The organism is Ferroplasma sp. Type II, from assembly GCF_000496155.1.
This window is the reverse complement of record NZ_KI542687.1, coordinates 1,619-20,752: the sequence shown is the minus strand read 5'-3', so window position 1 is coordinate 20,752 and position 19,134 is coordinate 1,619. Positions and strand designations below refer to the sequence as shown.

Annotated in this window: 23 protein-coding genes, 2 tRNA genes and 2 pseudogenes; 13 read left to right on the top strand and 14 right to left on the bottom strand. The window is 34.9% G+C overall.

What is annotated here, in order from left to right; genetic code table 11:
• Window positions 1-230: 230 nt before the first annotated feature.
• Window positions 231-461 (top strand): annotated as a pseudogene (locus AMDU4_RS14115) (zinc ribbon domain-containing protein); the annotation flags it as partial.
• Here AMDU4_RS14115 and AMDU4_RS01940 read toward each other — a convergent pair.
• Window positions 396-575, bottom strand: a complete 180-nt coding sequence (locus AMDU4_RS01940) for a hypothetical protein (RefSeq protein WP_021786291.1) — start codon at window positions 573-575, stop codon at window positions 396-398. The pseudogene AMDU4_RS14115 and the gene AMDU4_RS01940 overlap by 66 nt on opposite strands.
• Window positions 576-624: 49 nt before the next feature.
• Between AMDU4_RS01940 and AMDU4_RS01935 the strand changes: the two are divergent.
• Window positions 625-853: pseudogene (locus AMDU4_RS01935) on the top strand (IS1634 family transposase); the annotation flags it as partial.
• 8 nt (window positions 854-861) lie between these two features.
• Here the strand turns inward: AMDU4_RS01935 and AMDU4_RS01930 are convergent.
• From AMDU4_RS01930 to AMDU4_RS01915, 4 genes are all read right to left on the bottom strand, one after another.
• Window positions 862-1,092 carry a hypothetical protein gene (locus AMDU4_RS01930; RefSeq protein WP_021786290.1) on the bottom strand — a complete coding sequence of 77 codons (231 nt, stop codon included), beginning with the start codon at window positions 1,090-1,092 and terminating at the stop codon, window positions 862-864.
• A gap of 50 nt (window positions 1,093-1,142) precedes the next feature.
• Window positions 1,143-1,364, bottom strand: a complete 222-nt coding sequence (locus AMDU4_RS01925) for a hypothetical protein (protein ID WP_021786289.1) — start codon at window positions 1,362-1,364, stop codon at window positions 1,143-1,145.
• Window positions 1,361-2,215 (bottom strand): hypothetical protein, encoded by an 855-nt coding sequence (locus AMDU4_RS01920; protein ID WP_021786288.1) that lies wholly within the window; start codon window positions 2,213-2,215, stop codon window positions 1,361-1,363. The genes AMDU4_RS01925 and AMDU4_RS01920 overlap by 4 nt, the downstream gene beginning before the upstream one ends.
• Before the next feature lie 253 nt (window positions 2,216-2,468).
• Window positions 2,469-2,543: transfer RNA gene (locus AMDU4_RS01915), tRNA-Arg, on the bottom strand.
• 91 nt (window positions 2,544-2,634) lie between these two features.
• Here AMDU4_RS01915 and AMDU4_RS01910 point away from each other — a divergent pair.
• A complete protein-coding gene (locus AMDU4_RS01910) occupies window positions 2,635-3,345 on the top strand; it encodes a J domain-containing protein (protein WP_021786286.1) in 711 nt (236 codons plus the stop codon).
• A 1-nt stretch (window position 3,346) separates the two neighbouring features.
• On the opposite strand, the gene AMDU4_RS01905 is transcribed toward AMDU4_RS01910, so the two are convergent.
• The 3 genes from AMDU4_RS01905 to AMDU4_RS01895 are packed head-to-tail and all read right to left on the bottom strand — an operon-like array spanning window position 3,347 to window position 6,126.
• A complete protein-coding gene (locus AMDU4_RS01905) occupies window positions 3,347-4,576 on the bottom strand; it encodes an MBL fold metallo-hydrolase (RefSeq protein WP_021786285.1) in 1,230 nt (409 codons plus the stop codon).
• A gap of 6 nt (window positions 4,577-4,582) precedes the next feature.
• On the bottom strand, window positions 4,583-5,356 hold the full coding sequence (locus AMDU4_RS01900) for an S-methyl-5'-thioadenosine phosphorylase (protein WP_021786284.1): 774 nt from the start codon (window positions 5,354-5,356) through the stop codon (window positions 4,583-4,585).
• Window positions 5,357-5,397: 41 nt separating this feature from the next.
• Entirely contained in the window at window positions 5,398-6,126 is a 729-nt protein-coding gene (locus AMDU4_RS01895; RefSeq protein ID WP_021786283.1) for an asparagine synthase C-terminal domain-containing protein, read from the bottom strand.
• 120 nt (window positions 6,127-6,246) lie between these two features.
• Here AMDU4_RS01895 and AMDU4_RS01890 point away from each other — a divergent pair, with 120 nt between their 5' ends.
• Window positions 6,247-6,666, top strand: a complete 420-nt coding sequence (locus AMDU4_RS01890) for an adenylyltransferase/cytidyltransferase family protein (protein ID WP_021786282.1) — start codon at window positions 6,247-6,249, stop codon at window positions 6,664-6,666.
• 272 nt (window positions 6,667-6,938) lie between these two features.
• Window positions 6,939-8,201, top strand: coding sequence for an ATP-binding protein (locus tag AMDU4_RS01885; RefSeq protein WP_021786281.1), 1,263 nt, complete (start codon window positions 6,939-6,941; stop codon window positions 8,199-8,201).
• A gap of 22 nt (window positions 8,202-8,223) precedes the next feature.
• On the opposite strand, the gene AMDU4_RS01880 is transcribed toward AMDU4_RS01885, so the two are convergent.
• Both AMDU4_RS01880 and AMDU4_RS01875 read right to left on the bottom strand, forming a co-directional pair.
• Window positions 8,224-8,607, bottom strand: a complete 384-nt coding sequence (locus tag AMDU4_RS01880) for a prefoldin subunit beta (protein WP_021786280.1) — start codon at window positions 8,605-8,607, stop codon at window positions 8,224-8,226.
• Window positions 8,601-8,834, bottom strand: a complete 234-nt coding sequence (locus tag AMDU4_RS01875; protein ID WP_021786279.1) for a KEOPS complex subunit Pcc1 — start codon at window positions 8,832-8,834, stop codon at window positions 8,601-8,603. The genes AMDU4_RS01880 and AMDU4_RS01875 overlap by 7 nt, the downstream gene beginning before the upstream one ends.
• 197 nt (window positions 8,835-9,031) lie before the next feature.
• Between AMDU4_RS01875 and AMDU4_RS01870 the strand changes: the two genes are divergently transcribed.
• Window positions 9,032-9,532, top strand: coding sequence for a DUF1453 family protein (locus AMDU4_RS01870; RefSeq protein ID WP_021786278.1), 501 nt, complete (start codon window positions 9,032-9,034; stop codon window positions 9,530-9,532).
• On the opposite strand, the gene AMDU4_RS01865 is transcribed toward AMDU4_RS01870, so the two are convergent.
• Together AMDU4_RS01865 and AMDU4_RS01860 are read right to left on the bottom strand one after the other, a co-directional pair.
• The gene (locus AMDU4_RS01865) at window positions 9,526-10,161 is read right to left on the bottom strand and encodes an endonuclease III domain-containing protein (protein WP_021786277.1); all 636 of its coding nucleotides are present in this window, start codon (window positions 10,159-10,161) and stop codon (window positions 9,526-9,528) included. The genes AMDU4_RS01870 and AMDU4_RS01865 overlap by 7 nt on opposite strands.
• Window positions 10,162-10,255: 94 nt before the next feature.
• A complete protein-coding gene (locus AMDU4_RS01860) occupies window positions 10,256-10,858 on the bottom strand; it encodes a MarC family protein (protein ID WP_021786276.1) in 603 nt (200 codons plus the stop codon).
• Window positions 10,859-11,003: 145 nt separating this feature from the next.
• Here AMDU4_RS01860 and AMDU4_RS01855 point away from each other — a divergent pair, with 145 nt between their 5' ends.
• Window positions 11,004-12,143, top strand: a complete 1,140-nt coding sequence (locus AMDU4_RS01855; protein WP_021786275.1) for an NAD-dependent epimerase/dehydratase family protein — start codon at window positions 11,004-11,006, stop codon at window positions 12,141-12,143.
• Here AMDU4_RS01855 and AMDU4_RS01850 read toward each other — a convergent pair.
• Entirely contained in the window at window positions 12,130-12,852 is a 723-nt protein-coding gene (locus tag AMDU4_RS01850) for a sugar phosphate nucleotidyltransferase (protein ID WP_021786274.1), read from the bottom strand. The two genes, AMDU4_RS01855 and AMDU4_RS01850, sit on opposite strands and share 14 nt — an antisense overlap.
• 84 nt (window positions 12,853-12,936) lie before the next feature.
• On the opposite strand from AMDU4_RS01850, the gene AMDU4_RS01845 reads away from it, so the two are divergent.
• The 3 genes from AMDU4_RS01845 to AMDU4_RS01835 all read left to right on the top strand — a co-directional run bounded on the left by AMDU4_RS01845 (window position 12,937) and on the right by AMDU4_RS01835 (window position 14,678).
• Window positions 12,937-13,872, top strand: a complete 936-nt coding sequence (locus tag AMDU4_RS01845) for a TIGR00269 family protein (RefSeq protein WP_021786273.1) — start codon at window positions 12,937-12,939, stop codon at window positions 13,870-13,872.
• A 36-nt stretch (window positions 13,873-13,908) separates the two neighbouring features.
• Window positions 13,909-13,983 (top strand) — tRNA-Ile (locus AMDU4_RS01840).
• A 23-nt stretch (window positions 13,984-14,006) separates the two neighbouring features.
• On the top strand, window positions 14,007-14,678 hold the full coding sequence (locus AMDU4_RS01835) for a hypothetical protein (protein ID WP_021786272.1): 672 nt from the start codon (window positions 14,007-14,009) through the stop codon (window positions 14,676-14,678).
• Here AMDU4_RS01835 and AMDU4_RS01830 read toward each other — a convergent pair.
• Window positions 14,675-15,319 carry a hypothetical protein gene (locus AMDU4_RS01830; protein WP_021786271.1) on the bottom strand — a complete coding sequence of 215 codons (645 nt, stop codon included), beginning with the start codon at window positions 15,317-15,319 and terminating at the stop codon, window positions 14,675-14,677. The two genes, AMDU4_RS01835 and AMDU4_RS01830, sit on opposite strands and share 4 nt — an antisense overlap.
• 217 nt (window positions 15,320-15,536) lie before the next feature.
• Between AMDU4_RS01830 and AMDU4_RS01825 the strand changes: the two genes are divergently transcribed.
• The 3 genes from AMDU4_RS01825 (at window position 15,537) to AMDU4_RS01815 (ending at window position 18,934) form a co-directional block, all read left to right on the top strand.
• Window positions 15,537-16,109 carry a hypothetical protein gene (locus AMDU4_RS01825; protein WP_287950733.1) on the top strand — a complete coding sequence of 191 codons (573 nt, stop codon included), beginning with the start codon at window positions 15,537-15,539 and terminating at the stop codon, window positions 16,107-16,109.
• Entirely contained in the window at window positions 16,106-16,864 is a 759-nt protein-coding gene (locus tag AMDU4_RS01820) for a nucleotidyl transferase AbiEii/AbiGii toxin family protein (RefSeq protein ID WP_021786269.1), read from the top strand. Before AMDU4_RS01825 ends, AMDU4_RS01820 begins: the two co-directional genes overlap by 4 nt.
• Window positions 16,865-17,179: 315 nt before the next feature.
• Window positions 17,180-18,934 carry a prolyl oligopeptidase family serine peptidase gene (locus AMDU4_RS01815; protein ID WP_021786267.1) on the top strand — a complete coding sequence of 585 codons (1,755 nt, stop codon included), beginning with the start codon at window positions 17,180-17,182 and terminating at the stop codon, window positions 18,932-18,934.
• The last annotated feature ends 200 nt before the right edge of the window (window positions 18,935-19,134 follow it).

Below are 19,134 nucleotides of genomic sequence, written 5' to 3'. Positions count from 1 at the left end.
TTTTTTTTATTTATAAGATTCAAAAGTCATGGTATACGGTATTTACGTTTCAGTGCATCTATCAATACACTGAAGCTTTCATAGGCTCTTTTAAGTTTGAAATTATCGATCATGATAGGGGTGTCATGACAGTTAAAGTAAAATATTATTAGAAAAACATAAGGAAATTTACGAAACCTCATACCAAAAAACTCAGAACTTACCTCAACAGATAGTGTTATAATGAATTCCAGAAGATGATAGAGTACAAATCGCAGAAAAAGGGCAGTATATATGTGAATTCAGGATGGACTTCCTCAGAATGCCCCCTGTCTGGTGAAAAAATAAAGCACCCAATCTGGAAGATATTCAGATGTGAAACCTGTAATCAAGACTATGAGAGGGACAGGTTAGTGTTACTGGCTATAACCCCCCATGGTCTTGATCTGTTCGGTAATCTCTTTGCCATCTATGATGGGTGAATACCTGTACACCAGAAGCATGCCTAATGTTTCTGGATCAGATCTGACTGAGGTAGTGCATAAGATTGCATAATCTTTCGAGAACGGTATAGTTTCCTTATCTTTATTTCCCATAGAATTTATATATTGTGCTGGATTAATAATGCTATGATCAAATGCTCTCTCTTACATGTTCATGAACCTGCTGTCGCTGTACCTTCATTTTCGGATACTGAATATGATAGATAGGAAATGTAGCGTCATGACTGTCATATTGATACTTCCAGGATAAAGGTTTATAGAGTGAGAAAGGAGAGACCATGAGTAAGATACCAAAGGAAGTAGATGATTTGGTGTCAATTCTAAAGATAAATCTCGACCTATTACGTAAAAAAAGGAAGGTTAAGGATTAAATATAATTCTAAAACTCATTTTTGTGACTTATTCCTTTTTTATTTAGTTTTGATGCAAAATACATTCCATATATATCCACACCAACGGCACAAAATAAAGAAAACATTGCACCATAAACAAATAACGGATGTCCAATCAAATTGTATGGAGTAAGAAGTGAGCCCAACCATACAATCTCCTCCGGCAATATTAAAATTACACCTATTATTAGATATTTCCGTGGCATCTTATTGTTCATTGTAAATCACCATTGTATAAAGTTATAGGGGATGGCCAGTAATTTTAAGATCATTTTGTGGTTTCTCCATTTTTATTTAGTTTTGATGCAACATACATTCCATATATATCTACACACATGAATGCGCATATAGAGAATAACATACCATTCTCAAATAATGGATTTATCAGCAAATTATAGGGTGTAAGGAGTGAGACCAACGGCATAATCATCAATGGCAATGATAAAATAACAAGAATTATTCTATATTTCATTGGCATCTTATTCTTCATTGTAAATCACCACTATATAAAATTACAGGGGATGACCCGTAATTTTTAAGATCATTTGGGACCTGATTATATGGTGAATTTATCCATGCATATTGATATAATATACCTGTATGCGTAAAGAAAAACACACCATTTCCCCCACCCAATTCATCGTATAGGAGAATTGTACCCATACCTATACCTATTATCAGTGCCACCAAACCAGCGGTCGCAAAAGCGGATATGGCTACGCCAACACCTAGTACATACAATAACACATATGTCATTTCCTGGTTAAATGCAAGTGCCTCTCCTCCACTACCTAATGAATATATTGCCTGAAGATCTACATATACATTAGGATTATTGCCTGTTGCGTTCGTATTATTGGTATTATTGGTATTATTGGTATTATTGGTAGTATTGGTAGTATTGGTAGTATTGGTATTTAATACAGTTACATTATAGTTTCCAGATTTAGAATATAACGGTACCACTGTAAAATTATTATTTAATTCTGTACTGTTGATTAGTAATGATCTATGTTCCAATTTTCCATTAACGTAAACATTTAAAAGTTCTCCAGTTACATTATTATTTCCCCTATATAATGTATAATTCATAATTATTGTGTTATTGCCTGTTGTATTGCTTCCATTTGTTGCAGGTGTTTCATTTCTAAATGTGTTTCTGTGGCTTACACTGCCTGTATCCTTTAAATTATATTCATGAACATAATGCCCTAATTTGGGTATATTTATATGATTATAATTATCACTATGGATTTCTGGGTTATAGTAAACCAATCCTACAAGGCCAGCAGCTACCATAATAGTAGCAAATGAAAATGCTATAATAGTTTTTCGATCCATAATGATATTAATACATGAATATATATATAAATTTTGATAGTAATATTGATAAATAATTTATTGGAAAACCATTTGTATTATTTATTATGGGAAGAGATAACAATGACCTACACGGAATGTTGCCACATAGAAGATATACAAACAGCATAAGACATGTAATTGTTTCAGAGATGACCATCGTGATAAAATGTATATTATATACGGTTTCAGAGGGAAAAAATGTTATAAAACCTTATTTGTACTTCATGTACAGCGGGCTCGGTGGGATTTGGACCCACGATCACCGACTTAGAAGGACGGTGCCTTATCCATACTAGGCCACGAGCCCGCTTCCAATATTTTAGGATATAATATAAGTATTTCTATGAATAATTCATAAGGCTGCAAATTTTTATAGTATGCCCTGATGACTAACTCCTATGGCGGTACCTGAAGACATACCATTCTTCGATTTTGGCAAACCTGAAAAAATTAAGAAACAGAATCACAGACTTTTCTTCGACAATGACCTTTCCGGTTTCAAGGGGAAAAAGGTTTACCAGTATATATTTTTATACTGGATTTCAGATGATTCAATAATTTACAACGGAAAGAAGATAGCAAAAATATCTGTAAATGGAAATATTATGCAGAGAAAAGTGCTTTTCAGGCAGAGTGTTTTCGACAAGTTCGGTGACACACAGTGGACATTCAGCCTCTCAGATAAAATCAACAATGGGATAATACTTTGCTATTATCACAATAATGATGGACATAAATCCTTTGCACATATATTTATTGACAATACTCTTAAGCGTAAAATTGCCAAAAAGGTTGCAGAAACACTCATTGAGGCAGCCGGGAAGTATGGTATGGCTATAAAGGAAGGATATGTTTTTTATGAATACATAGATAAGGAGAATTACAGGGAAAGCGTCTCGGAACAGGGAGAAAACGAGGACGAAAAATTATTTAAAATACTGGAAATTGAACCAACCAATAATCCTGAAGCAATTAAAAATGCATACAGAAAAATGGCAAAGGTATATCATCCAGACCTGACAACGCCTGAAAATGAGGAAGATTATTCTGAAAAAATGAAAAATATAAATTATGCCTATGAAAAATTATATAAAAAATACTACAGGTAGATTATTTAACTTCAAACTCATGCCCGTTAAATGGCAGAATGAATTTGTACTCTGGTAATGATTCCTGCAGTTTTTCTCTCTGATCGCCATGGCATAATACTATGGTTTCGGGATCAACGGCCTTAACAAATTTTACAAGGTCAGAATGCCCGGCATGTGCAGAAAGGTCAAAGAAATCTATCTTCATTGCAGGTTTTATGGTTGCACCTGCTATCTGTATTGTTCCATTCTCTATAAGGCTCCTTCCATTTGTTCCATCTACCTGGTATCCAGTAAGGAATATTGCAGATTTTGGATCTTCGGCAAAGGCATCTATATATCCAAGAACCGGCCCTCCATCGAGCATACCGGAAGTTGTTATAATTACATCTGCCTCCCTTATGGCTTCCTGCCTCATTCTGTTGTTTCTCACCTGTATTACACGACCCAGGGACTTTCTGAACATCTTTGGGTCCTTAAGGAATCCGGGTGTGTCCATATATATTCCGGATATCCTGTTTCCCATGCCATCCACATAGATTCTATAATCCATGTCCTTCAGGGTCATGATCATCTCCTGTGTTCTTCCTATGGCAAAGGTTGGAAGTATTACCTTTCCACCGTTTTCTACGGTTTCCTTTATACTTTCCTTTAACCTCTGTATTACCTCATCACGGTCTTCATGGTCTCTTCCAGCATATGTGCTTTCCATTATAAGTGTATCCGTCTTTACGGGCTTTGCACCGTATAATAGATTTGTGTCTCTTGTATACAGGTCTCCTGTAATCATGAATGATTTAGAGTCCTGGAACCACCACATTGTCGATCCGGGTATGTGTCCCGCACTATGTGCCACGGCTGTAAGGTTATCTACCTGAAATGGCTGTTCATATTTTGCAGTCATCATGGACTTGAAAAGGTTATCAACATCCTCTTCGTTGAACATTTTAGTGTAGTTCTCAAGCCTCATGATTTTCAGTGAGTCCATAAGTATGGGCTTTATACTGTTCGCAGTCATCGCTGTGGCATGGAAATTTGCCTGAAAACTATGGTAATAAACCGGCAGTGCCCCGGTATGATCCAGATGGGCATGTGTCAGGAATATGTCATTCACCTTTTCAGGTGGAAGTGGGTATTCCGGTGGTTTTTCAGGCTCTATTCCATAGTCTATCATTATCTTGCTCTGCTTATCCTCTATCTTTATTGCTAGTCTTCCGACTTCTTCGGCTCCGCCGAGAAATTTTATTTTCATTTTATATCACGCTTTTGCATTTTCTAATCTCAAAGAACATTTGCAATTCCTTTGACCGTTAATTTCTGGAACTAAATTATATAACATTTTTGATACCTTTTCCTCGCTTTCCTTCATTATCTGCATAACATCTGAAGCTTCTACCGCTTCATCCTTCCATGCATCATAATCTGTAACAGTTGCCAGCATGCCGTAGCACATTGACAGTTCAGCTGCGAGGTTTATTTCAGGGACCAGTGTCATCCCTATAATATCGGCAAAATTTCTGAACATTTTTGATTCAGCCCTTGTGGAGAATCTTGGACCCTCTATGCAGAGGTATGCACCATTTTTATGGACCGGAAATGACAGACTTTTGCCTGTTTCATAAGCCTTTGCACTTATATCGTTGCAGAATGGGTCTGCCATTGAAATATGGTAAACATCAGGTCCATTATAATATGTAAGTTCCCTGCGCTTGGTGAAATCTATAAACTGGTCAGGTATTACTATATCTCCTGGTTTATATTCATCCTTCAAAGAACCTACTGCATTAAGACCTATGATCCTCTCAACGCCAACCTTATGAAGGGCGAAAATATTTGCTTTGTAATTAACCATGTGAGGGGGTACTGTATGCTTTTTCCCGTGCCTTGGCAAAAACGCTACTTCAACACCATTTATTTCACCAATTTCAAGTGGTGCCGATGGTTTTCCATATGGTGTATCCACATCCATTGTTTTCCGGGTTTCCATTATACTGTAAAGACCACTGCCTCCTATTATTCCTATGTAAGTCATTGCTTATCCCATTGATTATATACTATATCATTCAATAATATTTATTCATTTCTATATATTTTATCCGACTGCCTTAAAAGATATTTATTTATGCCCGAACCATACTGGGCTGCCGTTTTGCTCCGGTTGTATATCTCTTCCGGCAGTGCAACCTTCTGGGCTATTTCCCTGAGAATTATCTTGTTCCTGTTTCCCTGTATATTATTCTCCCTAGTTATATTGTGCCTGATCCTCATAATTCCCGGAGAGAGGTATGGAGTTATAAGTTCCTTGTCATAGTATTCTGCCATTTTTCTTTCCCTTGGGAGTGTAACATTGAAAAGCCTGTTCATGTAAGTATCGTTTTTGAGCCTTGGATTGTCAATAAATCTTCTGTACCCATAAAATATTTCATCTGCGCCCTGTCCTGTCACAACATATTTTTCTGGTATAAAATCCATTAAAATGAAAAGCACTAGTTCGTATCCCATCTCCATTCTGGTGATTTTTGGGTCGATTTTTAACAGCTGATCTATATAGCTTTGTATGTCCATATCGTCCAGTATTATTTTTTTTACCTGGAGTTTTAAAATCATTGATGCATCATCAACATTCTCTATATCTCTTGAATCAGAGAATCCGAGGGTATATGGTATGTATTTATAATCTGAAATGGCTAGCAGAAGTGAGCTGTCAAGACCCCCTGAATAGGCTATGGCACAGGGTTTTCCGGCTGTTTTTTCAACTGCAGCCTTTAATTCTTCATAAACATCGTCCACTATATTCTGCATATACACAATTATTGATAATGATTATTTAAACTTAAGGTTGTCCATTTTTCTTAGCGTTGCATGGAATTCACAGATATTGATCAACGAATTGTTTATAACTTGCAAAGCATTTAACCTCCAATGATAAAAGTTATGGCGTCCGGAGTTTTTGATATACTGCATTTAGGCCACGTACATTACTTAAAAGAGTCAAAATCATTCGGTGATTATCTAGTAGTTGTAATAGCCTCAGATTATACTGCGAAAAAGCATGGAAAGGAATTGATATTCAATGAAAAAGAGCGATCTGCACTTATATCAGAACTAAAGATAGTGGATGAGGTAATGATCGGGCATAGTGATGACAATATATTCAAAACCGTAGCAGAGTTAAAACCGGATATAATCACATTAGGATATGACCAGAAATTTAATGATTCTTACATTGAAAATGAATGTAGAAAACTTGGTTTGAATACAAAAGTGAAACGAACCACACCATTTGACGGTAACATAAACAGTTCCTCCAAGATAAAGAAAAAAATTCTTGAGTCCATGTAGGAATGCATCTTAGGTCTATAATTCAGGAATAAAAATTTTATTATGGCTGGTTTTTAACTCCTGTAGTACGCATAATGAGTTTTTTTGCTCTATAGATTAGCAAGCCATTTTATTTTTATGTGCTAATAAACAATTTTAAACGCATTAAAAACAAATTAGTATCATTACAATGCTACTATGATTATAAAATAATAACATTCTAATGTATCTAAATATAGAAATTAATGACATTGTAATGTAATTATTTTTATATTATTTATGTATATACATTCATGGACTTATCTGAACTTGAGAAATTCAATACATGGTGGAAAATAGGTAAAGTGAAACCATCATTGACAAAAGAGTATAAGAGAATCGTATACAATCAAATTATGAAGTATATTGACAAAAGATTAATTATATTATTATACGGGTTAAGGAGAATGGGGAAAACTACTATAATGTACCAGATTATTTCTGAGTTGTTAGAACATACTGAAGGCAAAAATATACTGTATTTTTCATTTGATGAATATGCATACAATATTGATGACGTGCTTAATGAGTATAAGAATAGTGTATTGCATAAAACCTTTGATAATACGGAGAAAAATGTCTATATATTTCTGGATGAAATTCAGAAATTGCAGCACTGGGAAGATAAAATAAAATTATATTATGATTTATACCCAAATTTAAAATTTATACTGTCAGGATCAGCTTCTGTATCACTGAGAAAAAAATCCAGTGAAAGCCTGGCAGGGAGAATAATTACTATTGCCGTAGAGCCTTTGAACTTCACAGAATTTCTGGAAATGAACGGATTAAACGTTATAAAAATAAAGGAAAATCCAGATCTTTATAAAAGGGATATAATGCCTTTCCTTGATAGGTACATGAAATATGGAACATTTCCAGAATTGTCAAGGAACGAGGATGATGATTACGCAAGGTTATATATTAGAGAAACGGTAATAGATAGCATAATTTATAAAGATATAGAGAGGGAATTTAGGGTAAATGATGGGGATTTATTAAAAACCCTGATAAAAATGATTTCAAATAGGCCTGGCATGACATTGAACTTTAAGGCAATATCTGAAAATATTGGAAGGGATCAGCGGACAATATCAAATTATTTCGAGTATCTTGAATTTGGATTGTTGGCGAAAATTATTTATAATTATAGAGAAAATGAATTTATAAGCCTCAGAAAATTGAAAAAATGCTATCCAGTAACGCCAAATATTGTATTTGCATTATCTGATAAATTCTACGAATTAATGCCATATATAATGGAAAATTTAGTGCTGATGAATATCAGGACAAATTATTTTTACAAAAATAATTATGAAATAGATTTTATTTCAATTAAAAAAGACAAAATCATGCCAGTAGCAGTCAAAAAAACTGACAGAACTGAAAAGCAGTTAAAACTATTCATAAAAAAATATGGGAATAAGGTGGAAAATCCATTAATGGTAACCTATGATAATGAGTCAAATGATAATATAAATGTGATTCCATTATGGAAATTTCTCCTTGAATTTTAAAATATAGGATAAAGTTGGGAAATTAATTTATTCCCTGGTTGTTCTGGTTTCTTGTGGATTCTTCATACCTTTTCTGAATTGCCTGTTCAAGATCCTTGTATTTTTCCTCTAATGATTTTTGCTGATTCTCCAGAGTTTTAAGCCTCATCTGGCTGAGCTCTTTCTGTTCTTCAAGATCTGCAACAAGTTTTTCTTTGTCATCAATTCTGTAAATAACAGGACCCACATTTTTATACACCGGGACATCAGTTCCAACTGCACTCAATTCCTTAAGTGTTTTTTCCAGTTCCTTGACCTTCATGTCAATCTGGTACCGCTGGCTTGCCACCTGCTCTATCTGTGCCTGCATGTCCTGTGCCTGTTTTATCTGGTTCTGTAAATATGCATTTAAATTAGGTTCTACCATACATCTACCTCCATTATTTTTTTGGTTACGTTCAATACCCTTGTTATGGATGAAACACTGGCCCTCAGGGAGGGAGCGTCAGGAGCGTCTATTATTATATAAATATTAGAATCATCCTCTTCAAGGATCACTCTTGACCTGCCGAATGTTTCCGTGACCTCTGGCCTTATGGCCTCCAGGTATTTCATGTACTCTGATTTCTTCAGAGTAATCTTGACCCTGAACATCTCTAATTCATTATGATATATTATTATATAACTATTTGTTAGATTTGCAGTACTGATGAATGTATAGTTTTCATCATACAAAGCTTTGTTTTCTATGCTGAATGGTATCTTTCCTAATGGATTGGTTATAGCTGGAGGCTATTTGTTTTTGAAAGAATATGCTATTATTTTTATATATACATAATCTATGGGCTGATATGAGCAGTTTAAACCTTTCAAACACATTTCTGGTTGTTGTAATTGCACTGATACTGATACGCATAATGTACAGGAGGATAAAACAGGGGCTTAATGGAAGATCGTTCAAAACATTCAGGCTGTTCACGACACCTGTTATATATTTCCTGCTTCTTCTTTTTTTCATAGCGGCATTTATAGGTAATATCGATTATATAACCGTAGTTATCCTACTATGCGGCATTGGAATTATTCCAGGATTTATTTACGGAGAACATGTGTCATTTTTTGAGAAGGATGGAAAAATTTTCTATAAAAGATCTCCATATATACTTACTATCTGGGCTTCCGGATTCATGGTAAGAATATTGCTGGAATTTCTGTATCCATCCAACCTTGAAATACAGTTCATAGTTGATGCCCTTCTTGCCGTAACACTTGGGCTAATAATGGGCGAGTCTATTAAAACCTATATAAAATACAGAGAATATATCGAGGAAAGCCATTTACCTGTTTATTGATTTTTGCCGTATAAACAGTTACTTTTCAGAAAGCAAGATTTGCATACGGGAGTTTTTTTGCAGAAGTCCTTTCCGAGATTTATTATCATTCCATGAAAATTTTTCAGTTCATCAATTCCATGAAACTCTTCTTCTGCATGGGCTCTTATTTCCTTTCTTGAAAAATCTTTGCCGTAGTACCGTTTAAGAAATCTAAATGTATAGGCATCAACCACAAATACGGGATAATCAAGAGCATAAAGCATTATGGACTCCATAGTTTCATTCCCCACTCCTGGAAGCCCGGAAATAAAAGATGCTACCTCCTCATGATTCTGATTTTTCATATTCTCCAGGCTTCCGTATTTTTCAATAATTGCCCTTGCAACCGCTGAAAGGTATCTGCTTTTCTGGTTATAAAATCCTGAGCTCCTTATAAGATCCTTTAATTTTTCATTATCCGTCCTGGTTATTTCAATTAAAGTATCAATATGTTCTGATTTCATTTTTTCTATAGCCTTTTCAACATTTTTCCATGAGGTGTTCTGTGTCAGTATGCATCCGATTACTGTTTCGTCATCGGTTTCCGAAGGCCACCATTTCAGATTTCCGTAGTAAGCATACAATAGGTTGTAGAGATTTCTAAACATATTTATCTGGCATAGCGGAATTATTAAAAAATATTATTATTCCAGTATTTCTTCTTATTAGGGTTAAATAATACATGAAAGCCTGTGAATTTGGCTATTTTATCACGCTCAAAGCAATAAGTGCATCCAGAAAATACTGTATGGCAAATCCAGCTACAAGGAGACCAAAAATTCTTGTGATGGCTGTCATGATCTTATCTCCCAGGACGCTTAATATCTTTGAGGAATATATGAAGAAGAAATATACTATGGCAAGCACAAGAAGCACCGATACTATGGTTAGCATTTTTGTCATCAAATCTCCCTTCATGAGTATAATAACAAGAGATATGGCTCCAGGGCCTGCCAGTAATGGAGTTGCAAATGGCACTATCCCCATATTTTTTGAACTTTCCACAGAAGTATCTGGCTTTGCACCCTGCCTCACCATTTCTATTCCCATGAGCAGAAGTATAATGCCACCTGCAATTTCAAGTGCCTCTATTGAAATTCCGAAAAATTGTATTATAATTCCACCTGCAAGTGCAAAAAGTATGATTATAATTCCTGCATAAAGAACAGCATCCTTCGATATTGTTCTCCTGGTATCACGATTGAAGGAACCCGCCATACCGACAAATATTGCAAGACTCCCGAATGGGTCTATTACCACAAGAAGGGGCATAAAAACCTTTAGGAAATCAGCAATAAATGTCATATTACTGTATAGTAATTATATATATAAATTGAATTTTTTTACCAGATCACTTAAATTATAAATTAGGGTATGTAGGGGATCTGATAAAAGCTATAAAGAGAATGAAAAAGCAAAAAATATTATAGGATTTTTATATGAGTCAAAAATGAAAGTACTGATACTTGGCATCGACGGATACATAGGTTTTCCCCTGGCCCTGAGGCTACTTGATCGGGGATACGAAGTATACGGTGCCGATAATTTTTACACAAGAAACAGGGTAAAAAATGTGGGTTCAAAATCCGCAATAAAAATAAATTCCTTTGCCACAAGAAACAAGAAACTGAATAATGCCATAAAATTTTATAAGGGTGATGTCAGCAATTCAAAGTTTGTTTATGACATAATACGTGATTCCAAGCCAGATGCCATAGTGCACCTGGCAGAGCAGCGGTCAGCACCATATTCAATGATTTCACTTAAAACTGCAACAGAAACACTGGACAAGAACATTGAAAGCACAATGAATATAATATATGCAGTTAAGGACCTGAACAGGGATATTCACATAGTAAAACTTGGATCAATGGGGGAATATGGAACGCCAAATATAGACATACCAGAAGGATTTTTAAACCTGTCATACAACGGAAGAAATGACACTCTTCCTTTTCCCAGAATGGGTCAGTCATGGTACCATCTTTCCAAGATTTTTGACACATACAATCTTATGCTTGCAAATCGCATATGGGACTTAAACGTCAGCGATGTGATGCAGGGCGTAGTCTATGGTACAAGAACCGAAGAAATCACAAAATACAAACTTTTTACAAGATTCGATATAGACCAGGTATACGGAACAGTGCTTAACAGATTCATATCCCAGGCCGTGATAGGGTATCCATTGACAGTATATGGAAAAGGCGACCAGAAGCGTGCATTCCTGTCTCTACAGGACAGTGTCGAATGCCTTAACCTTATACTGGACCATCCTGCAGAAAGGGAATATAAAGTGTATAACCAGTTTGATGAGTATTATCCATTGAATTACATTGCAGAGACGGTTAAAAGCCAGTATGAAACCATCTATGGAAAGAGCATAAGCATAGATCATGTTCCTAACCCAAGAGTGGAAATGGAAGACCATTATTACAATCCAGTTAACCAGAACTTAAAGGATATTGGCTACAGAAGGCAAATGTCCCTGGACGAAGAGATGCCGGTAATGATCAGCGATGTCAGAAAAAACATCAACATGGTTTATGGGCTGAAAAATGTAATAAAGCCCTCAACTAACTGGAGATGATTCTGGTACAGAAATTGTATGTCCTTCTAAGGACTTTATAGTAATCATCGCTGTTTCCAATGCTTGCCCAGTCACTTCTCCTTATTTTAAATGGCAGGACTTCATTTCCGTTTATAATGTGCTGATTTATTGCAGGGGTTAATTCTGGGCCAGCAATACGGTTCATTACATCCCTTTTAAAAACATAAAAGGCAGCAAGTGCATATTTTGACTCTGGATGTTTAGGCTTTTCAACAACTTTTTTAACAAGTCCATTCGTTATATTTGCAACACCATATCTTTCAGGATTTGGAACAGACATTACACTTAGCATGGTTTTCCCAGTTGATTTGAAAAGATCTATCATTTTCTTTGTTTTGCCCATGTCCATTATGAGACCGTCCCCGGCATTGAGTATAAAATCATCTTTTATGTATTCCTCTGCAAGTGCCACTGCTTTGCCGTATCCCTCTGGCTTTTTCTGGTATATGTATTCGATTTTCATTCCCAGAGTTGACAGATAATCCGCTGTATGAATGTCATTTTTGTCAAGGACAACAAAAAATCTGTCAGCACCAGATAGTGAGAGATTATGTATTATACATTCAAGAATGGGCCTCAGAACTATTTTGCCGTGCCTCGCTGCGTAAACCGGAAGCATTTCTTTTCGCATGCCATTAGGAAGATTGGCACGGGTTCCAAGCCCGGCTGCTGTTATCAGTGCATCCATAACCAGTAATCGAATACTTTTTATTAATAATGTTGCAAGAAACAGTTCGATATAATATTAATACCTCTAAGCAATTATATATCAATGGAATGTTCAATATGCGGCACCACTGCTATATATGAGGTAAAATACAATGGTTCCGCACTATGTAAAAAACACTTTATGGAATACGTAGAAAAAAGGGTGAAACGTGAGATACGGGGACAGATAGATTTCAGTAAAGGAAAGGTAAAAATTTCCGTTGCTATTTCTGGCGGCAAGGACAGTTCCGTAACACTGTTTCTAATGCACAAGATATTATCAGAAAGAAGAAATTTAGAGCTTACTGCATTCACTGTAGATGAGGGCATAGAAGGATACAGAAGTTCTGGACTGGAAAAAGCTAAAAAATTAAGCAAAACTTTGGGAATAAAGCATGAAGTGATATCATACAAGGAAAATTACGGATATACTCTGGATGAAATAATGAAAATTGACAGAAAAACTATTTCATGTTCACACTGTGGCCCCATGAGACGACAACTAATGAACAGAATTTCAGAATATAATGGATCAGATTATGTTGCACTGGGAATTAACCTTGATGACTATGCGCAGTCAATTCTGATGAATATTGCAAAGGGGGACGTTGCACGTTATGCAAGAATGGCCCCCCATTCCTATACAAGGGAAGGTTTGGTGCCAAGAATACTGCCATTAAGGAAAATACCTGAAAAAGAGGTTGTGCTTTATGCAATATTAAGTGGCATAGACTTTGACTCTAGCTGGTGCCCTTACTACAGCATGGCACAGAGAAATTCATTCAGGGATATTATAGAAAAGCTTGAAAAGGAAACTCCCGGGACAAAATTTGCTATAGTAAAGTTCTTTGATGAGACAAGGCCGGCCATAAGAGATAGTTATGTTAATGAAAATATGAAATTGAATTCCTGCAGGACATGTGGTGCGCCCACTCCCGGTGATATGTGTGAGGTATGCACTGACCTTGGACAGATAAGGAAAATAGATAGGGATACATAGAAATATTTATTTAATTTCTAACAATAAGGGTCTCACGGGGCTGTAGCTTAGCTTGGTTGGAGCACCCGGCTGATAACCGGGAGGTCACCGGTTCAAATCCGGTCAGCCCCATTTATAGTTGGGGGATATAGTATATGAAGAATAAAATAATAATTATCATAATAGCCATAGCAATAGCAGTTATAGTAATTGCTGGAATAGAATTTGCAGGTGTCCAGAAATTTAATTTCGGTAATAATAGTGCTTTTGCCGTTGAAATAGAAGACCCAAGTTTTAATTTATCTCATATGAATACTTCAAAATTAAAAATATTTCTTAATCATGGATTAACAAATTATTCTATCAAAAATAATTTAATAAATATGAATTTTCATAATAGTGGGAATAATTCAGGATTAGTGTTATATGGTCTTATTTCTATGTATAATTCATTAAACTATTCAATAAAACTTAATTTTACAGGAACAGCATTTAACTCTTCAGATATTCTTTATGGATATTTCTTTTCTAATTTTCATGATGAAGAATTAGGAGGAAATACATCGTATTATTGTGTTCATGATACTCAGTATCCAAATGGCACTATAATAACTACTAATACTTCCTCTCCACCACAATTAAAAGGAAATGGTGACAGCTATTATCTTGGAACAGGGCTTCCTATTTTTAAAAATGAAACAATATCTATTCCACCTCATGAAATTATCCGAATATCAATATCATATCTTTCTCATTTACAAATTTCATGTGATATATCAAATACTACAACTATACCATATATTGTAAGTGAAAATATTAGTATTTAAATTTGCAATAATTCTACTGCATATCCATAATTAATGGTATACGTTCCACTTGCACCTGTTACGTATCTGTTAGTTGTTGTCCCACCCTCTGCATATACAAATCCTATTTTTGTTTGCCACGTCCCTTCACCGATATTATTGCCGTTAAGAAAAGTTTCTGTATATCTATTTCCAGATAAATCGGTAGCTGAAACATTAAGCGATGGGAGAGATAATCCGGTAGAGCTAAAACTATCTACATAATAAAAATATGATATTCGCAACATATAATTACCACCATTATAAAAACTCCATAACTGGAAATCTCCAAGACCATTTGAATAAGTACCCCCACCAGTATCGATAATATATGCTATTCCAAGACCCTGAGGGGTAAATCCGTTATGTGCCACTTGCCCAGATATAGTTAACCCACCAGCTATACTCAAATCTCCAGCATTACCGACACCAATACCAAGAGTTAAAAGCTGTGTTGAACCATTAGTTATATTCCAAGTATAAGTGCTGGTAGCGTTTGGAAAATGAAAATTTAAGTTATGACCAATATAAGCACCACCTTGACCAGTAAAGGTTATTACCTGTCCTGAAGTGGTAGTCATTGCAAGGGTATGTGCAACATTTAAATTACCAGCTATACTCATATTGCCACAACCATCATCCGATACATTTCTGACACTGCCATTTACATTTCTGTTGTGGTTAAAGAGCTTGTAGTTCCTGATATATAGATTTCACCATATTTTGTAATTTGTAAAATAATAAACAAATATTTATATCATTTCAACATAACAATATTGTTATATTGATGTGACAATTGGTATTCGTTAAATAACTTCCAGACTTCCTCAGAGGTTTAAAATGAAAGAATTATCCTTATACAAAATTCGTGATATGGCTTTAAATTCGGGATTAAGCGTTTATAGTGTACAAGAGATTTCAAATCTTATCAATAAGAATAAAAATATTGCGAGAGTTTATATGAACAGACTTGTTCAAAACGGTCTTGCCACAAGGCTTGTTAATGGAAAGATATCATTTATCAATGATGACTTTATTATAGCATCACAGTTGATTTCTCCCTCGTATATATCAATAAATTCTGCATTACTATACCATAAGATAACTTATCAGGTTCCACAATATATTGAATGTGTAAGTACTAGAAACTCCATGAATTATTATAAACTTGGTATAATATACCATAAAATAAGGCCTGAATTATTTTTTGGATACAAAAGATATAACAAGAACGGAAGTTTTATATTTGTTGCAAATCCGGATAAGGCAATTTTCGATGGATTATATTTCAGTATATTTTCCAAATTTGATGTGAACGATTTTAAAAAGGAAATAGACTTTTCTGAAGTAATAACTATGCTAAAAAATTTAAAAATAAAAAAAATAGAAAAGATAGTGGGGATGCTTAAATGATTTCTAAAAATGATATAATATCATTATCAAAACTCCATGGATTAAGACCATGGCAGGAAGAGAAAAGATATATGCAAGTTTTAATGTTGAACTCATTATTTAATTATCCATTAATATTGAAGGGTGGAACTTATTTATGGCTATTTCACGGGTTAAGAAGATTTTCCGAGGATTTGGATTTTACAGCAAACGATAAAATAACCGATGATGTTTCAAATACCGTGCATCAAAATTTATCTTTAATAGGAATAAACAACGAATTGAAAGTTCTTAAAAATAATAATGTAACACTTTCGTTCAGGATACTATCTAATGGACCTTTATATACAGGAGTTTTGGACCGTACACCTGTATATATTGAAATTAGCAGAAGAGAAAAAATAATAAAAAAGCCTATTGCATTGAAATTTGATTTTCCAGAATATGACCTACCTGTAAGAATATTATCTGGGATGTCACTGGATGAGGTTGCCTCAGAAAAGATAAGAGCCATTTATACAAGAAAAAAACCAAGGGATATCTATGATTTATTTTATTTGGTTACCAAGAAAAATGCAAAATTCGACTTAGAAATGGTAAACAAAAAACTCGAATATTATAATATTATATTTGATAAAGAAGATTTACTCGGCGAAATGCTTAAACAACAAGATTTTTTCAGGAATACACTTAGAAATATTGTAATGGATGAATTACCTGATATTAATGATATAATAAAAATAATTTCAATATGGGTAAGCGACCTGATGCCATGATAATGTGGATCCCTGTTTCACTTCCAGAGCTTGCAATTACATATAGAATTATATTAAATCCTTTGAGTGTAGAGGTATGACCTTTGAGGCTTGAATTCCCTGTGCGCTCCAGGCTAGTATTAGAGATGGACTTGCTTTACCAGAACAAACTCTGATAGCAGATTGATCAAGAAAATTAATAGAAATGATATGGCCTGATAAGTCGGTCAACATCGAATACACTTTAATAAGCTGTATATTCTGAATACAACTTTGTTCTATTCCAATAAATTCAAACATAGAAGGGGATATATAGATTAATTGATTGCATATTTAATGGAAGAAATTGATTTTGAGAATATGAATGATGATGTAAAAGAATATGCCCTAAAAGAAACGGAAAAAACAGAAAATTATCTAAAGTCAGATTACGATAAAATATTGGACATACTTAAACCATATATTCACCAGAAAAAGGTGAAACTTGTCAAAGTCACTAAAAGTATTGAATGTTTTGTAACCATTGAGCACGGCATGAACAAGGTCATAGTTAACAATTCCCTTATATATTCAACAACTGGAATTATTGTATGGGTAAAACCTGAGAAGAATGGAAATAGGATAGCATTATTTGAAACAAATGGTTCTGATTATGGAGTCCTTAAGATTTTTAAGGGTAAAGAAATAATTTATACGGAAAAGGGTGTGATAAATGATATTTTATTTACACAAAATGGTTTCTATATTATAAGAGAGAAAAGAAATCAAATGGTAAACGAAGATATGCATTCTGGAAATGCCGTTTATTTGAATGGAAATTACGTTTTTGGAAATGAAATAAAATCGGGGGAGGGAATAGAAGGAGAGATTTATGGAGATAAGGTTATACTGGTTTCAGGGGATAATATATCTTCTTCCATATATACCGGTCTGGCAGATAATCCCTCCTCATGGAAACTGTATAGAAAATTTGAATGCCAGGTTAAGATCCTGGGATACAGGCATGGTACTCTTTATACTCTGCTTTATAAAGGATTTGGCATTATTAGTGATGGAAAAAATGAATTTTCCATGGAAGACCCGGTCGAGGATGCAACCATTGTGAAAGAGGGATTTCTTGTCATTCATATGCGAGATGCAAAGGCAATACCTGTAATATATGACTTTGATGGCAGGAAAATAAAAGAATTTGATCTTGGTGAGCCATATGGCCTTATTTCCATGGATTCTGACGGTGAAAAAGCTACTGTTATTATGGGATCATTTGGGGTTCCATACGCTATTTTCTCTTATAGTGATATGGAGTTGAAACTTTTGGAACAGAACATTGTTTCAAAACCTAAAATATCTGAAGAGTATGTTGAAAACAGCTTCGGGAGAGTACATTATTTCTTTCTGGAACCCAATAAAAAAACACAGAACACAATTGTTTATGGCTATGGTGGTTTCAATATATCCATTGTGCCTTCCTATTACAATCTTTTTGCATATCTTCTGAACAATGGTGTCAATGTGGTAATCTGCAACCTTCCTGGAGGAGGAGAATACGGTGAGGAATGGCACAGGCTGGGCATGAAGGAAAATAAGAAAAATGTTTATTCGGCTTTTCAATCCATAATAAAGAAATTAAGTGCTCAGGGGAAGAATATTATTTGTTATGGTGTCAGTAACGGAGGGCTTCTTGCAGCTTATACCCTGGATAAAATTCCCGAATATCTTGCAGGAGCAATAATCGGAAACCCTGTTATAGACCTCATGAGATTTCACAGGCTGCTTGCAGGACAATACTGGGTAAGCGAATATGGAAATCCTGATAATCAGGAAGATGTAAAATTCCTAAGAAATTATTCTGCATATGAACAGCTGAAACCCGGAAAATATCCGCCCTCACTGATATACTCAAGAATGAATGATGACCGGGTTCATCCGGCACACGCCCTGAAATTCTATAAAAAGTTAAGAGATTTTGGAAATGAATCATATATCCTTATTGGCACTGGTGGCCACCTGGGCTCTGGGATAGAAGATATGCTTTCCGAAACGGCTTATATTGCAAGTTTCATTAACACTGTGTTTAAAGAATCTACGTAAGGGTTCCATAATCTTGTGTCTCATTATAACAATAAAATTAATTTATTTCCTGGAGAAAAGTACTCTGTTATCCAGATATTGCCATATTATACCAACAGAATCAAATCCACATCTGTTCAAAATGTCAATATGCTCTTCCAAAGTAATGTTCTGATCGTGTGATCCTGAGGTATAACGCCTTGACCTTTCCATCAGTTCCT

Excerpts from the sequence above, each read along its gene's own strand:
- AMDU4_RS01835 (WP_021786272.1), top strand. The coding sequence starts at position 14,007 with ATGAAGAATAAAATAATAATTATCATAATAGCCATAGCAATAGCAGTT.
- AMDU4_RS01820 (WP_021786269.1), top strand. The coding sequence starts at position 16,106 with ATGATTTCTAAAAATGATATAATATCATTATCAAAACTCCATGGATTA.
- AMDU4_RS01940 (WP_021786291.1), bottom strand. The coding sequence starts at position 575 with ATGGGAAATAAAGATAAGGAAACTATACCGTTCTCGAAAGATTATGCA.
- AMDU4_RS01880 (WP_021786280.1), bottom strand. The coding sequence starts at position 8,607 with ATGGTAGAACCTAATTTAAATGCATATTTACAGAACCAGATAAAACAG.
- AMDU4_RS01815 (WP_021786267.1), top strand. The coding sequence starts at position 17,180 with ATGGAAGAAATTGATTTTGAGAATATGAATGATGATGTAAAAGAATAT.
- AMDU4_RS01825 (WP_287950733.1), top strand. The coding sequence starts at position 15,537 with ATGAAAGAATTATCCTTATACAAAATTCGTGATATGGCTTTAAATTCG.
- AMDU4_RS01845 (WP_021786273.1), top strand. The coding sequence starts at position 12,937 with ATGGAATGTTCAATATGCGGCACCACTGCTATATATGAGGTAAAATAC.
- AMDU4_RS01920 (WP_021786288.1), bottom strand. The coding sequence starts at position 2,215 with ATGGATCGAAAAACTATTATAGCATTTTCATTTGCTACTATTATGGTA.
- AMDU4_RS01865 (WP_021786277.1), bottom strand. The coding sequence starts at position 10,161 with ATGTTTAGAAATCTCTACAACCTATTGTATGCTTACTACGGAAATCTG.
- AMDU4_RS01885 (WP_021786281.1), top strand. The coding sequence starts at position 6,939 with ATGGACTTATCTGAACTTGAGAAATTCAATACATGGTGGAAAATAGGT.
- AMDU4_RS01850 (WP_021786274.1), bottom strand. The coding sequence starts at position 12,852 with ATGGATGCACTGATAACAGCAGCCGGGCTTGGAACCCGTGCCAATCTT.
- AMDU4_RS01910 (WP_021786286.1), top strand. The coding sequence starts at position 2,635 with ATGGCGGTACCTGAAGACATACCATTCTTCGATTTTGGCAAACCTGAA.
- AMDU4_RS01870 (WP_021786278.1), top strand. The coding sequence starts at position 9,032 with ATGAGCAGTTTAAACCTTTCAAACACATTTCTGGTTGTTGTAATTGCA.
- AMDU4_RS01930 (WP_021786290.1), bottom strand. The coding sequence starts at position 1,092 with ATGAACAATAAGATGCCACGGAAATATCTAATAATAGGTGTAATTTTA.
- AMDU4_RS01925 (WP_021786289.1), bottom strand. The coding sequence starts at position 1,364 with ATGAAGAATAAGATGCCAATGAAATATAGAATAATTCTTGTTATTTTA.
- AMDU4_RS01900 (WP_021786284.1), bottom strand. The coding sequence starts at position 5,356 with ATGACTTACATAGGAATAATAGGAGGCAGTGGTCTTTACAGTATAATG.
- AMDU4_RS01855 (WP_021786275.1), top strand. The coding sequence starts at position 11,004 with ATGAAAGTACTGATACTTGGCATCGACGGATACATAGGTTTTCCCCTG.
- AMDU4_RS01895 (WP_021786283.1), bottom strand. The coding sequence starts at position 6,126 with ATGCAGAATATAGTGGACGATGTTTATGAAGAATTAAAGGCTGCAGTT.
- AMDU4_RS01905 (WP_021786285.1), bottom strand. The coding sequence starts at position 4,576 with ATGAAAATAAAATTTCTCGGCGGAGCCGAAGAAGTCGGAAGACTAGCA.
- AMDU4_RS01875 (WP_021786279.1), bottom strand. The coding sequence starts at position 8,834 with ATGTTCAGGGTCAAGATTACTCTGAAGAAATCAGAGTACATGAAATAC.
- AMDU4_RS01860 (WP_021786276.1), bottom strand. The coding sequence starts at position 10,858 with ATGACATTTATTGCTGATTTCCTAAAGGTTTTTATGCCCCTTCTTGTG.
- AMDU4_RS01830 (WP_021786271.1), bottom strand. The coding sequence starts at position 15,319 with ATGAGTATAGCTGGTAATTTAAATGTTGCACATACCCTTGCAATGACT.
- AMDU4_RS01890 (WP_021786282.1), top strand. The coding sequence starts at position 6,247 with ATGATAAAAGTTATGGCGTCCGGAGTTTTTGATATACTGCATTTAGGC.